We start from the raw sequence: 15357 nt of genomic DNA, 5'->3' as shown, positions 1-15357 counted from the left end.
GGCTTTGACGTCGCGCTTCAGGCGGCTTCGTAAGCGGCCTTGAGACGATAGAACTCAGCCACGATGGCCGCCATCTCGCTGTCGTCGTAGTTGCACAGGCCGCTGACCACCAGCTTCTTGGAACCCACGCCCACGGGCTGGCCAGAGGACTGAATGGAGAACTCCAGCAGCGCATCGGCACGCTTGCCCTGGACTTCGAGAGACGACTGGGTCAAGGCGAGATCCGGTGACAGCGCATCCAGCCGGTCCAGACAGAAGCCCATGCTGTCGTAGATCACCAGCGGGCGCTTGGGGTTGAACATCACCCCGTGCTGCTCCATCAAGGGCTTCAGATAGTGCGGGAAATTCTTGCCCGAGAAGGCCACGTAGCAACGCGCGAAGGCTTCCACGGCCGCTTCGTCACGGGTGACTTCCCCTCGGCGTACCACCTGCAAATAGCACTTTCCGCTCTCGTCGCAGACATGGATATCGCCGTTGTCGGCTTCGCTAAACTTGAGCGGTGTATCAGCGCCTACCATATTGGTGAAGCGAAATTCCATTTGTCGCGACAGCCCGAACTTCACCAGTACCAGCGTGAACAACAAGTCGCCGGGCACACAGAAACGCCGTGCGTCCGGGTTGTGAATCGGGTTGTAATCGCCGGCCACGCCCTTGGCGAAGCGACTGGCCTGCTCGGCGGAGATCACCACGTACTCTCCGCGCTGCGCGTAAAAATCCTTGAACATGGCTTTGCTGCCTGCCTAGCGTTGAAATCGAAAACCCATAACTGCCCTACGTCGCGCATAATGCCATAAAACACGCGCCAACAGGAGTCATCTGCCAGGATGCTTGTATGACCAACGAGACGCCCCCCACGCCGCGCCGCTGTCCCCCCTTGATCTATGCCTTGGTGGCCGTGATCCTGGTTGCTCTAGTGTGGCTGGCGGGCAGCTACTGGCTGCTCAATAGCCAGTGGTTGCCGCGCCAGATCTCCACCATCGACGGCGTAGAGGTGCGCTGGTCGAGTGCCCAGAGCCTGCACCCCGGCCGCTGGGAAGTCGAAAACCTCTACTTGGCCCGGGACGATGCCGCCCTGCCCCTCTCGGTAGAAGCCGAACGGGCCACCTTGTCGCTCTCGCTACTGGCCCTGCTGCGTGGCGAACTCTACCTTCACGCCCTGAATGCCGACGGCATTCGCCGCCTGACGGTTGGCGATCTGGCGCTGGAGGCCGAAGGCCAGCTGCAGGTCATGGATACCCAGCTTAGTCAGGATCGGCTGGCCTTGCCGCATGTCTCGCTGGACATTACCCAGGGCAGCCTGGTGCGGCTCAGTGATCAGACCACCTTGATCCAGCAGATCGACCTGCGCAGTACGGCGTCGCTGGCCGAGACCGCTACCCAGGCGTTACGGGGGGAGGCCCTCGAAGAAGCGCTCTTGAGCGCCCTGGATGCGCGGCTGTCGCTGACCGCCCAGGCCGATGCCTGGGACGTGTTCATGCCCTATCTGGAAGCGTTGCCGTGGCTCAGCCTGGCGGGCCGCGGTGAGCTGCAGGGTGACCTTGCGCTGGTGGCAGGCGAACTACAGCCCGACAGCGAGCTGGTACTGACCGCGCCCGTCCTGGAGCTTGCGCTGGATGAGCAGCGCCTGGCGCGCCGCGATGAAGCACGCCGCTGGCTGCTCGCAGATGCCTCGCCCCCACGCCACACCGCCACCGGCGAAGGCCAGGTACGTCTTGCGGTGGAAGAGCAGCAACTGCGCTTTTCCACCCGTCTGGCACAGGTGACGCTGGCAGAAGCCACACCTTCCGACACCCGCCCCTATGCCACCGATACCCAACTGACCCTGGCCACCGAGCTTCCCAACCAGCGCCTGGACCAGCTGGCGCTCCCTACCCATGCCACGCTGGCCCTCTCTGGCCAGGTCACTAGGCTGGACATGCTGGACCGCTACCTGGCCACCGCGCTGGAAGGCCAGGGCATCAGGCTCACTGGCGAGGGGAGTATCGATGCCCAGCTTGCCCTGCGCGACGCACGCCCCTACCAGGCCGAGCTGGCCATCGAGGCCCCAGCGCTGGGTGCAGCGCTGTTGGACTTCACCACCCAGGGCCGAGGCACCTTGAACGCGCAATTGAACGAAGATGAGCAGCTGCACGCCACGCTGGCACTGCGTGATGCCGAGCTGTATCACCAGACGCGCCAACTGATGGCCAACGCGCAGCTGACCCTGGACGCCACCAGCCCCCTCGACCCCGAACAGGCCAGGCAGCAGGCCACGGCACGGCTGAGCTGGGCAGAAGCCACGCTCCCCGATCTGGGCGTACTGCAACCCTACCTGGCAGGCCTGCTGCCCTCTCCCGCCCCGTTGACACTACAGCGCGGCAGCGCCACCAGCCGGGGACAACTGGAGTTCGACACACAGGCCATGCAGGGTGAGCTGCACCTGGCGGGCAATCAGCTGACCACCGGCTGGCAGCGGGGCGATCAGCGCGGCACCCTAGTCAGCAACGCGCAGTTGCAGCTGACGATACGCCAGGCCGCGCTGGACGGCACGGCGCTGGATATCAGCGGCTCACGGCTGCGCTGGCAGGTGGCCGACGAGCACGCCCTGGAGGAGCCGCTGGAGAGCATCATCGTGCTTCGCGACGGGCAGTTTCAGCGCCGGGCAGGCGTGCCCAGCGGGCAGTTCAGCGTCGACGGCAGCGTTCAACGGCTCAGTTTTCTCAACGCTTTTTTACCAGATGCTCATGGCATCAGCCTCTCGGGCGAAGGCCAGCTCTTCTTGCAGGGGGCATTTCAGGACGACCAGCTCCAGGCCCCCACACGCCTGAGGGTCAACGCCAATGAGCTGGCCGTGACCTTTCTGGACTATCTCGCCACAGGGCGTGGAGAGCTGACCGCGCAGCTGGACAGCCCCGAACAGGCCCGGCTTTCACTCGGCATTCCCCAGTTTGCCCTGAGCCATCAGGACGACGATCGCCCCCATCTTCAAGGCCGCCACCTGGCGCTGACCACGCAGACAGACCGCTTCAGTGAGGTGCTGGAAGCCGCCGCCCCAGAGCACTTCGTGACCCGCATCGTGCTGCCCATCACCGAAGTGCCGGACATGACCCGCTACAACCGTTTTCTTCCTGACGATGCCGGGGTGGAGCTGCTCTCCGGCCACGCCAGCCTGAGCAGCGAATGGCTGCTGGAAGGGCTCCAGGCACAAGGGGAGATTACCCTGCGCGCCTTCGAGACCGAGCTGGCCCTGCTGGACCAGCGGCTACGCGGGGATATCGCAATGCAGCTAAGGCTCACCGACGGCGATCTCGATGCTCGCCGCTTCACCGCCAGCGACTCCTATGTGCGGCTGGAAAACATGTTCCGCCAAAGCGAGGAAGGGACTCAGGATGCGGGCTGGTGGGTGCAGCTCGACCTGCAGCAGGCACGGTTGGTGTGGGGCGACCCGCTGCAGCTGACCAGCCAGCTGCGCTTGGGGATGCGCGACTCCGGCTTGTTGGCGCGGCTTTTTTTAGCCCGCGCCCGAGAGCGCGACTGGCTGGGTCGGCTGCTCGACGTGCAACCCATCGAGGGCAGCGCTGAACTGAACATCGACGACGAACAGATCCGACTGGCCAACCTGGCGCTGACAGGTGGCCCCCTGTTACTACTGTCGGACATCACCCTGGACAATCAGCAGGCCAATGGCGCGCTGTATGCCCGCCTGGGGGCGCTGGGTATCGGCGTCGAGCTGGTGGAGAGCGAGCCAACCCTGCGCGTCATTCAGCCTCGGCGCTGGTTCGATCAATGGCGCGCCACCCAACGCCCATAAGTACCGGCAGGCGCTTAGCGACGACGACGCTCGCGGCGAATCATGCGCACCCGCTCCTTGGCCTTCTGGGGCGTCGAGAGCGAGGTGGTGTGTGGCTCTGTCGTGTCGTCGGCTTCGTCGTGTTTGGGCGGCACGGTCACCCAGGCAAACACCGGCAGCGCCAGGTGCCAGTGAATCGCCGCCAAGCGCAGCCCCAGGGTGGCACTCAAGGCAGCCGCAATGGCAAGCGTCAGCGGTGCCTGCAAGGATTGGAGCACCACATAGACGATTCCACCCGCCATGGCGGCGGTGGCATAGATCTCTTCGCGCAGCACCATGGGCACCCGCTGAGCCAACACGTCACGAATCATGCCTCCCGCCACACCGGTCATCATGCCCATGAGTACCGCCACCACCCCCGACGTGCCCAGCAGCAACGCCTTGTGGGTACCGATCACGGTAAACAGCGCCAGGCCGAAGGCATCGGCGATGGGTAAAAACCCCCGAGATAGACGATGGATATAGTGAAATCCCACCAACGACACGCCCACCGTGGCGAGGATGACCCACAGATACGTGGGGTCGGTGACCCAGAACACCGGCCGGACACCCAGCACCAGATCCCTCAAGGTGCCGCCGCCAATCCCGGTCACCGCCGCCAGCACCAGCATGCCAAACGGGTCCATCCGCGAACGGCAGGCCAAAATGACTCCCGACAGGGCAAACACGATCACACCCGCCAAATCCAACCCGTAAATTACCCCCGACACGCGGCGCTCCTTTGATGCGACCCTGAAGAGGCGGGCAGAATATCACTGTTGCGGCCGGTGCGTAGCGGATTATGCGGGCAAGGTGACGTTAATGTTCCTGACGCTCGAGCCACTCGCGCAGAAACGCAATTTCACTCTCTTGAGCCGCGATAATCTCCTCGGCGAGCTGGCGAATCTCTGGGTCATCGCCATATTCGAGCACGATCTCGGCCATCGCAATGGCGCCTTCATGGTGCGGAATCATGCCCTTGGCAAAGTCCACGTCGGGATCTCCGCTGAAGGCCATGTTCATATCTTCATGCATACGGTCATTGGCCGCCTGAAAAGCGGCGACGGCCGGATTCTCTGAAGGTGATGCGGCCTGCCCATGGGCGTCGCTGTCTGATGAGTGATGATGCGCATGGCTGAGCGGCGCGATCAGCGCCCCTGCGAGCATCATGGCACCTACCCAGTACGGCCTGCGCATGGCGGGTAGAAGGCTCTGGGTGACACTTTGGCAAACGTTGGACATCAGTGTGCTCCTCAATGGCTGATTGGCTTTGCCTGCCTCTGTCAGGCAGGATGCTATCGTCACGATAGATTAAAAGTCTAAAACCTTGGGGCAGCACAGAGGTCAAGAGGCCTAAGGTCTAGGGTCTCCCCATTTTCCGGCGTGTCATCGGCATAGTCCTCCTGAGGAGGTGAACAAGTCTGGTATTCGTGCCTCGGCGTCTGGCGCTCTTCTCCAGAGGGGATAGAAAACACTTCGGCCTTGAGCAAACAGCCGTTGCCAGCCCCGCTGCAGGCTATAGAACGGGAATATCAGCCGGCGGTGTCGCTTCTGACGTTGCGCGTGCCGCACCAACTCCGGCGCTCGGTCCTGATAGGCCGCAAGCAGTGTCATTTCCAACAATTGTTGCGACTAAACAATAATTGCTGCGACAATCTCTATGTTGAGTTTACATAGAGTGCGCCTTTGTGACCGTTTCTCTTAAACAATCCAGAACCTTTAGCTTCCATGATGGCACCCTAAAAAACGAGGCAGAGCGCTTGGTCGTTTGGTGGTACGGGCCTATATTTAAGAACAATCGCTTACGAAGCGTCCCTAAAATCCATATCTTCTTAAGAACCATCGACCATGAAAATAACTTAGGAGGCGTGATGAGACGTGAGACTGTCTTAACGCATCTTGGGCTATTGAGAATAGGGTCAGTATGGGAAAAGGGCGTGAGTAGCTCGCGTATTGCCTACGAGGAAAGAAAATTCTCCGTTTCTTTTTCTCCAGGCGGCTGGCGAATTGTCACCTTAGATGATTTACGACAATCAGGACGAAGCCTCTATACCGCTTTTCATGACTCGAACTACTTACCCCAGAAAAATCAGCACAAAACATACCTGATTGAATTTGACCTTCCAGATGGCAAACACTTGCTCATCCCTTGCACAGAATTTTTTATTCGCGTTTACGGCCGATCTTCTGAAATCAAGCGAGTGCTCGCCACTTACCCTTGGGAAGAAGTCAAAAAACGTCTTTATCGACCGCTTGATGCGCCTGCATCCCCAGGTACGTGGCCTGTCAAATTTACCTATCATGTTCATAAACACGATGCCATTTTGCTCGCGCATATGTTGTACGATCCGTATGCCAAGCGCGCTGCAAAATATATATATTCACAATTTGAAACCAGCTCCACGCCAGATGAGATGCTTTTAAAAGCCACCCCATGGTTTCAAGGCAGCGGGGAAATCTCTGTTTCTGGCGTTCCAATTGATGGTGGCAACACATTCCTAGGCTTGCAGATATTAGGCTGTACGCAGCCCGATGGTGCCACGATCCACCGCGAAAGAGAGAAGTCAACGACAGTACCAGCCACCGATGGCGATGATGCTCCCACTCAATTTCCCTATCATCAGCTTCAAGACATCCCCGATGTCATTGACCTGACGGATGATGAAGAGCCCGACCATGGCTCTTCTTGGCTAGACCTTCCTGAGGACGAATTCGTTATTTTAGGTAAGCCTCGCGCCGTCTTGGATAAACGATATACTCGAAAAAATGTGCCCGATACACGAGGCGTCCCCGTTCCGGGTGACGAAACTATTTTCTCCACTGGGGAGCCGCATGGATCAGGAAAAGGGGTCGGACAGGCCTCTATTCATGCTCCTATTACACTGGAATCACAGGGCTTTCTACGTGATATGTGGAATGCGCTTCTCTATTTGCAATCGGCCTATCCCGAAACGATTCGTGGCGTTAGCTGGTTTACCTTTGAAGACGGCTTTAGCACTTCCCCCGACCCTCGGTTGATCAGCCTCGAACCTTTCGAAATAGACGAGGAGGTGGAAACGTCAGTCGCTAATTGGGTTTACATTGATACTCAGACCAAGGTACCTCGCGGGGTGCTCGTCGTTCGGGTGCATGTGTTAGATCAAACGCTCTATCTCATGGAGATCCAACGACGCCCTCCAAAACCCAGAGCTGGCGGTAGCGAGGAGGCATCCAAGCCTCCTTCCTATAAAGGTTTAGTCTTCACGCTGAGCCACCAAGGCAGCTTCGAGCAGTGGTTACGCCAAGTGCTGTCTAACGTGCGGCACGTAGAAGGTGTTGTCCAAAAACTAGTTGGTCACTGCCCAGGATTCGCCGATACGTTCAAGCACCCTAAATCCAAAAAGGAACAGATACCCTGCGAAGCCTCTGTGTTAAATGCTTTTAGCAAGGTCAGTATTGGTCGCAGTGACTTAGCATAGGTACTATTTGCCACCTTTATGAGTAGCGGTGTCTGTTTTGTCGCTAAGAGCAACCTGTACACCCCGTGTGCAGGTTGCTCTTCTGACGAAGAGCCGATACGGCCATCCCTTCAGTGGCGGGCGAGGATCTTCGCTGCGATGGGCGAAGTGATCATTTGAATCACGGCAAAAAAAGCGGCTGGAATCGCGATCTCTGATGGCAAGCCGGAAACAGCGACAAACGCTGCAGCGATGCTGAATTCCTTTTTACTGACCGTGAAAAGATAGGTAATCACCTCTTTGCGATCAGAGGTGAGTAACCGTGAGGACATACCTACCAGGTACCCAATCAAATTGAGGCACAGGGCCGCGCCCGCAATCACAAACGCATACCAGCCATAGCCAATGATCGTGGTGGCATTCGGCCCGACCACGGCGAGTAGGATCAGCAGATACAGAATCGACCCTATCCCTGCATACGCTGAATCATGCCGTGCAAAGAAAGCCGAGAACTTTGTACGCAAGCTGACCCCAATCACGGTAGGAAGAAGCACGATTAGTGTTAATTCAAGAATAATTGATCCAAGCGGCACGTCTAACTGAAGGCCGGTGAGCCATAAAAACAGGAAGGGAACAATAAACGGACATAACGCGGTGTTGACTGCGTTGAAAACAGCGGCAAGCGCCACATTGCCTTTTGCCATCAGTACCAAAAGAGGAGAGGACACATCTGTCGGCAGCGTGCCGAGCAAGGTTTGGCCAGCAGCCAGCGGGCCGCTTCCAAAAAATAGACGGCCCGTTAGCCACCCGGCAATCGACATAGGCCCATAGACCAGCCCCAATGCCAACAACTGCCGTGACGGCTTTCGGAACACGATGCGCACTGCATGCGCATCGAATGTGAGGCTGATAATCAACATCAGTAATGCCAGTAATGGCCCAATCGCGAACTTAAGCATTATTCCGGTGGCCGGAAAGAGTAAGCCTCCCCCCGCGACGACGATTACAAACCAGACAAGGTGCGCCTCGACAAAATAAATGAATCTACCCATGGTGGATTAGACGTTACCGGTTGAAGTGGATTGAGCCCCGCACCTAAAACATGATCACCTTCGGCCCAGCGCGCCATGGCTCGCTTGGTAGCTAGGGACGTGCTTCCCAATCCAGCGATGCAAATAGATAATGCTCAAGGGTTGAAGCTTTAGTTGCTAGAGGTTTTATAGTACCAAGAACAGATAATTCGAGAGAAGGTAACAGATGGGACATCATCATGATCATCCCCACATTGATCCTGCCTCTGGCGACCGGCGCGTCAGCATCTCCATTTGGGCCAATGGGCTCTTAACCATCGCTCAAATCGTCGGTGGCATTATGGCGGGGAGCCTATCGCTGATCGCTGATGCGTTACATAACTTTTCTGACATGGCAGCATTAGTCATTGCCTTTGCTGCTCGTAAAATCGCCAGACGGCCTGCCGATGTGCATATGACCTTTGGCTATGGCCGCATCGAGATAGTGGCAGCACTCATCAATTACACCACCCTCATTATTGTCGGTGTCTACCTGATTTACGAAGGCGCTATGCGGATGGTCGATCCCCCTGAGATAGAGGGATGGACGATCGTGATTATTGGTGGCGTCGCGCTCGTCGTCGATGCCCTTACCGCCATGCTCACGTGGTCAATGCAAAAAGAGAGTGTCAATATCCGCGCCCTTTTTCTGCATAACTTATCGGATGCGTTTGCCTCCATCGCCGTGATTATCGGTGGTTCGCTTATTTTACTGTACGACATGCGCTGGGTAGACCCCGCGATCACGATAGGGATTGCGCTATATATTCTTTACCTAGCCTTCTCTGAAATTGGCGGCCCTATCCGTACGCTAATGCTGGGATCTCCCCCGGACATTGACGGGCAGGCAGTCGTTGAGACCGTACGAGATATCGAGGGAGTCCAGGATATTCACCATGTGCATCTATGGCAGATGCAGGAAAACATGGCAGCCCTTGACTGCCACGTGGTTCTGACAGAAACCGGCTGGCAGCAGCTTGAATCCGTCAAAGCAGAGATCAAGGAGCAGCTTATAAATGCGCTTCAGTATTGCTCATTCCAGCCTAGAGTTTGAGCATAGTGACCACGCGCATCAAAATGCCAATCTATATGGGCATGAGTGACAGACCGAGGCCGGCTCCCAGCTCAGGTAGATAGCGAGCAGCTTACTCCCATAGCGATTGGCTTATTTTTCAACCCTACTTTTCCACCCCATCGTTGAGACAGAGAGAGAAACATGTTCAAAAAAGCGTCTTTTATATTGGCCGGTACGTTAATGCTGACCGCTGCGATCGTCGCCGTATCGAAGCCTGCCCTCTTAGACATGCAAGCTCAGGCAGCAAAAGAGAGCGGTGTCCAGGCCGAGGACTCCTTGGTGCGTTCACACTCCCCCATCTTGGGACGAGAAGACGCGCCGGTGACGATTGTGGAATTCTTCGATCCGGCTTGCGAAGCCTGCCGTGCTTTCTATCCCCTGACAAAAAGTATTCTGGAAACCTACCCAGAAAAAGTGCGGCTCATCGTGCGCTACACTCCTTTCCACGGCGACGTATCGGACAAGGCCATTCGGGTATTAGAAGTTGCTCGTCGTCAGGGCGTCTTTGAACCGGTACTGGAGAGGCTGCTGGCTCGCCAGGATCAATGGGCTTCACATGGCAGTTTTGATGAATCCGCTATCCTCGATATCGCGAGCCAAGGAGGCCTTGATTTAGCGGCTGCCGAAGAGCAACTGACTTCTGCTGAGGTGCAGGCGGTGATTGACCAAGACATGGCGGATGTCAGAGCCAATCAGATTCGCCAAACACCTACCTTTTTTGTCAATGGCGAGCCTTTAGACCCCTTTGGTATGCAAGAGCTGATTGATGCCGTCGAGAGTGAAGTAGCGGAGATCTCTGGGGAAGAGGATGGCCAGTGATGCAGCGCTGGTGGTTACTAGGCTTGGTGGGCTTTTACCCCTTGCTAGCCGAAGCCAATTGGCAAACGCATCTGTCATTGCCTCCGTCTGAACTTAGCCCTGTCAAGTTACAGGCGGCTAGCGAGCAAGAAGGCACATTACCGCTCGATAGCGTTGATACCCTAACCTTTGGGCGTGATGTCGTCATTAATACCACTCTCTACGAGGCCTTGGCAGCAGAAGGTGTCCCAACGCGTTTCGCCACTAAACTGGAAACACTGCTCAGCGAGTTTATAGCAGCGCCGCTGGAGTTTTCTGGCAGTGAACGTATTCAATTAGTGTGGGAGGAAGATCGACGCCAGGACGGCGCCCGTGTTGGGCCACCACGCCTCAGTTATGCCGCTCTGCCTGATCAGGCAGAGCCCTTGGAGGTCATATGGCCGGTCACCCAAAAGGGGGACGTAGCTCTTTTCAAAAGCGACACACTGCTAGGCACGTTGCGGTTGCCCGTGCTTAGTGCCCGCTTAACGTCTCGCTTTGGGAATCGGCGACATCCTGTGTATGGAGGGATGCGTCCTCATAATGGAATTGACTTGGCTGCGCCGACAGGAACGCCGGTCATTGCCACCGCACCTGGGCGCGTATTCTTTATGGGTCGCCAAGGGGGATATGGGCAGGTGATCGAGGTGGAGCACGACACAGGGGCCATTAGTCGCTACACACACCTTAGCCGATTCTCCCCACAGCTAGTGGTTGGGGATTTAGTCAATGCGGGAGAGTCGCTCGGAGAGGTAGGTTCCTCCGGGGTCGCCACGGGCCCCAACCTGCATTACGAAGTGAGAGTCAATAACCAGCCTGTTGATCCCCTTGGTCAAGGTCAACGCATCATGTTGGGTGAGCAGCCGACTCAAGGTGAATATCAAGCGTCACTTTACGAGGCAAGAGATCGCTTGGAACAAGCTATCGGCACGGCGTCCATTTATGACTTGATCTCGTTTAACGAGCCGTAACCACCCGTGCTTAGCAACGTTGCATGGATTGTTAGTAACGTGAACGTGTGCTTGCCTCGTTATGGAATCCTAGCGCTGTGATCACTCATCTACCACAAGACAGGTAATCGGTATGGAAGAGGTTTCTCTCGTCACCATGGGGGTATTGGGAAGCCTTGCCGCGGGCTTGATGACGGCTGTCGGGGCGCTTCCTGTCTTGTTTACCAAAAGACCGAATCGTGGTGTTCGCGATTTAGCGTTGGGGTTCGCCGCTGGCGTCATGCTAGCGGCCTCTTTCTTCTCACTGATCATACCCTCCTTAGAAGCCTCGGAGCTGCGTTACGGAGGTAGCGTGGTACCTGCTGCCATTGCCTGTGCGGCCATCTTGCTAGGGATTGGAATGGTCGCACTACTGAACGAACTCTTACCTCATGAGCACTTCGAACAGGGGCGAGAAGGGCCAGAGGCTGCCTCACTACGTCGTATCTGGTTGTTTATTATTGCCATTACGATACACAACCTGCCAGAAGGGCTGGCCGTTGGCGTGGCCTTCGGCGCAGGGGGAAGCGAAGGAGGCATTCCACTAGCGATTGGCATTGGACTTCAGAATGCCCCAGAAGGACTGGCCGTAGCAGTATCACTGCTAGGCGTGGGCTATTCACGTTGGCGGTCATGGACGATTGCCGCCCTTACGGGGCTTGTTGAGCCGTTGGGTGGCTTATTAGGCGCTGGAGTCATCAGCATGTCACAAGCGCTACTGCCCTGGGGGTTGGCCTTTGCAGCGGGGGCGATGTTGTATGTGATCAGTCATGAGATTATTCCCGAAACTCATCGAAGCGGGCACCAAAAAAAGGCCACGCTGGGCCTCTCTATCGGATTGGTACTCATGCTGTTTTTGGATGTTTCGCTGGGCTAACCATTGGGCGTGGGGCGTAGCGTTAGTGCTAACCTAAGTCGTGAGCCCCTCCGTGCGATTTTTCAGTGATACAGAGCTGATGATCACTGATGACCTCAATGATTCGGCAGCTTTCCACTTTACCACCGGCACACTGCGTGACCATCCGTTGAAGCTCCTCACGCAGTATGGACAGTCGTTGAAGGCGGGACTCCACTTTCTTTAGGTGATGCGTGGCGATGGCATCGACTTCTTGGCAAGGCATATCAGGTTGATCTGACATGGCCAAAAGCTCTCGCACTGACTCCACCGAAAAGCCAAAGTCTCGGGCATGACGAATAAAGGTCAAGCGCCGCACAGCGTCGTCTCCATAGCGGCGCTGCCCCCCACCGGTTCGTGTCGCATCGCGCAACAGCCCAATACGCTCGTAATAGCGAACCGTTTCAGGTTTGCAATCGGCTCGTCGTGCTAACTCACCAATGCTGATACTTTGGCCGATCATCGACATGGTAAAACTCCTTAGGCAGGGCTTGAAGCTGTAGTTGCTACAAGGTTTACACTTAAAAACCATAGCCCATTGGCAGGAGAGGCACCATGAAAACATCAACGCCGACAACAGCGCCTACCACCTTGACGCTGCGTGTTGAAGGCATGGACTGCGGCGGTTGTGAGCGCAAGGTTGTATCGGCGCTAGAGCGACTGGAAGGCATTGAGGAAGTCACGGCAAGCTCGGTCACGGGATCAGTGAAGATTCACCACCACGATCACGGGGCCCCCTCGCGAAAGACCATTGAGGGCATCCTGAACGAACTAGGCTATCAAGTGGCTTCCCATGATGGCCAAACACGCGCATCTGGTGCTTCATCCTCTTGGTGGCAAACCGCTAAAGGGCGCTTGGTCATTATCACAGGAAATCTGCTGATAGTGGCCTTCGCGCTTCGTTTAGCATGGCCTGCGCTGGGTAATATGCCTTTCATTTTGGCCACGCTAGTCGGCTTAATACCCATTGCGCAGAGTGCCTGGGGCGCCCTCAAAATGCGCAATCCCTTTACCATCGAGATGCTGATGTGCATCGCTGCGCTTGGCGCATTGGCCATCAATGCTGCCGCTGAAGCTGCGATGGTCGTGTTCTTGTTCGCCGTAGGTGAGCTACTCGAAGGGGTAGCTGCTTCACGAGCGCGCCGCAGTATCTCAGCCTTGGCAAATTTAACACCCTCAACGGCGAGGCTGATGGACAATGGCCAGCTGCGTGACGTCTCGGCGGAGTCACTTAAACCCGGGCAGCGTGTGCTGGTGCGGCCCGGTGATCGCGTACCCTGCGATGGACGCATCCTGGTGGGCACCTCCGACATTGACGAGTCGCCGGTAAACGGCGAGTCCATACCCCGTTCGCGAGCGCCTGGTGATGACATTTTTGCTGGCACAGTGAATCTTGATGCCGCCCTGGAGGTGGAGGTAACACGAGGCGCTGATGACAATACGATCGCTCGCGTTATTCGTCTGGTTGAAGAAGCACAGGCCGCCAAGGCACCGATAGCACGCTTTATTGATCGTTTTGCGTATTACTATATGCCCGCCGTCGTCTTACTCGCCCTACTGATGGCGATAGTGCCACCGCTGGTATCGACCATGGCATGGTCGGAGTCGATTTACCGTGCGTTAGCATTGCTGTTAATCGCATGCCCCTGCGCGTTGGTCATTTCTACCCCAGCCGCCATCGCCGCAGGTCTCTCGGCGGGCGCTCGGCGCGGACTACTGATCAAAGGGGGAGCCGTTCTTGAACAGTTAGGTAAGCTTCGCTTGGTGGCATTAGATAAAACGGGCACCCTCACTGCGGGTACCCCAAGAGTCACAGATGTGGAGTCTTGGATTGCTGAGGAAGACGATAACAGCGTATTGCGGCTCGCCGCCGCAATAGAGCGGGATTCCAGTCACCCTATCGCCACGGCTATCGTTGAGCATGCCAGACAGTCGGGCATCAACCTCCCCACCGTCACTGGCAGCCGCGCTCTGGCGGGGCGCGGTGTTTCCGGCCAGGTGGAGGGTCGCGAGCTGAGCTTAATGACGCCTCGTCACCTTCACGAGAAAGTCATCCTTGAGGAAAGTCTCAGTGCTCGAATTGTCGCGTTAGAAGAAGCCGGTAAGAGCCTCGCTCTCCTCGTCGAAGGCGAGCGTTTACTGGGCTTGATCGCGGTTCGCGATGAGCCACGCGAAGATGCCATTGAAGGCCTAGCGGCGCTATCCCGTTTAGGCGTACAGGCGGTCATGCTCAGCGGTGATAATGCCCGCACCGTCGCTGCCACGGGGGGTCGCTTAGGCATTGAAGCGTACGGCGAACTAATGCCTGAAGACAAGGCAGCGTATGTTCGAGACTGGCAAGCGGCAGGCCGTGGCCCCATCGGTAAAGTAGGTGATGGCATCAACGATGCACCGGCACTCGCGGCAGCAGATGTGGGTATCGCGATGGGGGGTGGCACGGATGTGGCGTTGGAAACCGCCGATGCAGCCTTGCTCAAGAACCGCGTTACCGGCATCGCTGAGCTGATAGACCTCTCTCGTGCCACGCTGCGCAATGTGAAAACCAACGTTGTTCTCGCCCTTGGCTTAAAAGCCATTTTCCTAGTTACAACGGCGCTGGGTATTACCGGCATGTGGATTGCGGTGATGGCCGATACCGGTGCTACCGTCCTGGTGACGTTGAACGCCATGCGACTGCTGGGTTACCGCTTTTCGCCCAGTACCGCAATGACAGGCCTGTCACAAGGAAAAACAACGTCATGAGAACAGCGCCAAACGATAGCCCTTCACGTCGCTGGCCATGGTTCACATTAGCTTGCGTGATGGCTCTAGCCGATCAACTGGTCAAGGAAATTGTGCATGCCCAGATGTCGTTTGGCCAAGTCATTCCGCTAACGCCGTTTTTTAACTGGGTTTATACCGGGAACACAGGAGCCGCTTTCAGCTTTCTCGCAGAAGCAGGGGGTTGGCAGCGCTACCTCTTTCTTGGTTTAGCGTTGGTGGTGGTCGTCGTATTGGTTGTGCAGCTATGCAAACCCCTGTCGCGCTTGGAGGCCTGTGCGTACAGCCTGATTCTTGGCGGCGCGCTCGGTAATACTGTTGATCGCTTAGCGCGAGGGTACGTCGTCGACTATCTGGACATTTACTGGGGCGAATGGCATTGGCCCGCCTTTAACATGGCCGATATCGCGCTATTTGCCGGTGTATTGATGTTCGCGGTGGCGTTATGGCGTGAAAGTCCTGCTTTTAAGCGCTCTGAGTAACGCT

General features: G+C 56.9%; 13 protein-coding genes. 8 read left to right on the top strand and 5 right to left on the bottom strand.

What is annotated here, in order from left to right; all coding sequences use genetic code 11:
- Window positions 1-17 precede the first annotated feature (17 nt).
- Complete coding sequence (locus tag LG409_RS04935; protein WP_039175785.1) at window positions 18-725, bottom strand: DUF3581 family protein; 708 nt, start codon at window positions 723-725, stop codon at window positions 18-20.
- A 107-nt stretch (window positions 726-832) separates the two neighbouring features.
- Here LG409_RS04935 and LG409_RS04930 point away from each other — a divergent pair, with 107 nt between their 5' ends.
- Window positions 833-3790, top strand: a complete 2958-nt coding sequence (locus LG409_RS04930; protein WP_218314547.1) for a hypothetical protein — start codon at window positions 833-835, stop codon at window positions 3788-3790.
- Between the two features lie 14 nt (window positions 3791-3804).
- Here the strand turns inward: LG409_RS04930 and LG409_RS04925 are convergent, their stop codons facing one another.
- Window positions 3805-4539: a trimeric intracellular cation channel family protein gene (locus LG409_RS04925; protein ID WP_218314546.1), complete on the bottom strand. Its 735-nt coding sequence runs from the start codon at window positions 4537-4539 to the stop codon at window positions 3805-3807.
- Window positions 4540-4627: 88 nt separating this feature from the next.
- Window positions 4628-5050, bottom strand: coding sequence for a CopM family metallochaperone (gene copM, locus LG409_RS04920; RefSeq protein ID WP_016916437.1), 423 nt, complete (start codon window positions 5048-5050; stop codon window positions 4628-4630).
- A 446-nt stretch (window positions 5051-5496) separates the two neighbouring features.
- On the opposite strand from copM, the gene LG409_RS04915 reads away from it, so the two are divergent.
- Complete coding sequence (locus LG409_RS04915) at window positions 5497-7266, top strand: hypothetical protein (RefSeq protein WP_128082404.1); 1770 nt, start codon at window positions 5497-5499, stop codon at window positions 7264-7266.
- A 110-nt stretch (window positions 7267-7376) separates the two neighbouring features.
- Here LG409_RS04915 and LG409_RS04910 read toward each other — a convergent pair whose 3' ends face one another.
- A complete protein-coding gene (locus LG409_RS04910; RefSeq protein ID WP_039175778.1) occupies window positions 7377-8297 on the bottom strand; it encodes a bile acid:sodium symporter family protein in 921 nt (306 codons plus the stop codon).
- Window positions 8298-8502: 205 nt separating this feature from the next.
- Between LG409_RS04910 and LG409_RS04905 the strand changes: the two genes are divergently transcribed.
- The 4 genes from LG409_RS04905 to LG409_RS04890 all read left to right on the top strand — a co-directional run bounded on the left by LG409_RS04905 (window position 8503) and on the right by LG409_RS04890 (window position 12093).
- Window positions 8503-9369, top strand: a complete 867-nt coding sequence (locus LG409_RS04905; RefSeq protein WP_227407729.1) for a cation diffusion facilitator family transporter — start codon at window positions 8503-8505, stop codon at window positions 9367-9369.
- Window positions 9370-9531: 162 nt separating this feature from the next.
- Window positions 9532-10209, top strand: coding sequence for a DsbA family protein (locus tag LG409_RS04900; protein WP_022521292.1), 678 nt, complete (start codon window positions 9532-9534; stop codon window positions 10207-10209).
- Window positions 10209-11198 (top strand): M23 family metallopeptidase, encoded by a 990-nt coding sequence (locus tag LG409_RS04895; RefSeq protein ID WP_052196326.1) that lies wholly within the window; start codon window positions 10209-10211, stop codon window positions 11196-11198. The genes LG409_RS04900 and LG409_RS04895 overlap by 1 nt, the downstream gene beginning before the upstream one ends.
- Before the next feature lie 112 nt (window positions 11199-11310).
- Window positions 11311-12093: a ZIP family metal transporter gene (locus tag LG409_RS04890; RefSeq protein ID WP_035556053.1), complete on the top strand. Its 783-nt coding sequence runs from the start codon at window positions 11311-11313 to the stop codon at window positions 12091-12093.
- A 28-nt stretch (window positions 12094-12121) separates the two neighbouring features.
- Here LG409_RS04890 and LG409_RS04885 read toward each other — a convergent pair whose 3' ends face one another.
- Complete coding sequence (locus tag LG409_RS04885) at window positions 12122-12580, bottom strand: MerR family transcriptional regulator (RefSeq protein WP_022521290.1); 459 nt, start codon at window positions 12578-12580, stop codon at window positions 12122-12124.
- Window positions 12581-12666: 86 nt separating this feature from the next.
- Between LG409_RS04885 and LG409_RS04880 the strand changes: the two genes are divergently transcribed.
- Complete coding sequence (locus tag LG409_RS04880) at window positions 12667-14853, top strand: heavy metal translocating P-type ATPase (protein WP_016916427.1); 2187 nt, start codon at window positions 12667-12669, stop codon at window positions 14851-14853.
- Window positions 14850-15353 carry a signal peptidase II gene (lspA, locus tag LG409_RS04875; RefSeq protein WP_016916426.1) on the top strand — a complete coding sequence of 168 codons (504 nt, stop codon included), beginning with the start codon at window positions 14850-14852 and terminating at the stop codon, window positions 15351-15353. The genes LG409_RS04880 and lspA overlap by 4 nt, the downstream gene beginning before the upstream one ends.
- Window positions 15354-15357: the final 4 nt, after the last annotated feature.

The organism is Halomonas sp. NyZ770, from assembly GCF_020616575.1.
GTDB lineage: Bacteria > Pseudomonadota > Gammaproteobacteria > Pseudomonadales > Halomonadaceae > Vreelandella > Vreelandella hamiltonii.
Note: the sequence above shows the minus strand (reverse complement) of the source record. Positions and strands in the feature narration are given on the sequence as shown.

What these genes read in the sequence shown, in the direction of transcription:
- lspA (WP_016916426.1), top strand. Translation starts at nt 14,850, where the DNA reads ATGAGAACAGCGCCAAACGATAGCCCTTCACGTCGCTGGCCATGGTTC.
- LG409_RS04900 (WP_022521292.1), top strand. Translation starts at nt 9,532, where the DNA reads ATGTTCAAAAAAGCGTCTTTTATATTGGCCGGTACGTTAATGCTGACC.
- LG409_RS04885 (WP_022521290.1), bottom strand. Translation starts at nt 12,580, where the DNA reads ATGTCGATGATCGGCCAAAGTATCAGCATTGGTGAGTTAGCACGACGA.
- LG409_RS04880 (WP_016916427.1), top strand. Translation starts at nt 12,667, where the DNA reads ATGAAAACATCAACGCCGACAACAGCGCCTACCACCTTGACGCTGCGT.
- LG409_RS04935 (WP_039175785.1), bottom strand. Translation starts at nt 725, where the DNA reads ATGTTCAAGGATTTTTACGCGCAGCGCGGAGAGTACGTGGTGATCTCC.
- LG409_RS04905 (WP_227407729.1), top strand. Translation starts at nt 8,503, where the DNA reads ATGGGACATCATCATGATCATCCCCACATTGATCCTGCCTCTGGCGAC.
- LG409_RS04890 (WP_035556053.1), top strand. Translation starts at nt 11,311, where the DNA reads ATGGAAGAGGTTTCTCTCGTCACCATGGGGGTATTGGGAAGCCTTGCC.
- copM (WP_016916437.1), bottom strand. Translation starts at nt 5,050, where the DNA reads ATGTCCAACGTTTGCCAAAGTGTCACCCAGAGCCTTCTACCCGCCATG.
- LG409_RS04930 (WP_218314547.1), top strand. Translation starts at nt 833, where the DNA reads ATGACCAACGAGACGCCCCCCACGCCGCGCCGCTGTCCCCCCTTGATC.
- LG409_RS04895 (WP_052196326.1), top strand. Translation starts at nt 10,209, where the DNA reads ATGCAGCGCTGGTGGTTACTAGGCTTGGTGGGCTTTTACCCCTTGCTA.
- LG409_RS04910 (WP_039175778.1), bottom strand. Translation starts at nt 8,297, where the DNA reads ATGGGTAGATTCATTTATTTTGTCGAGGCGCACCTTGTCTGGTTTGTA.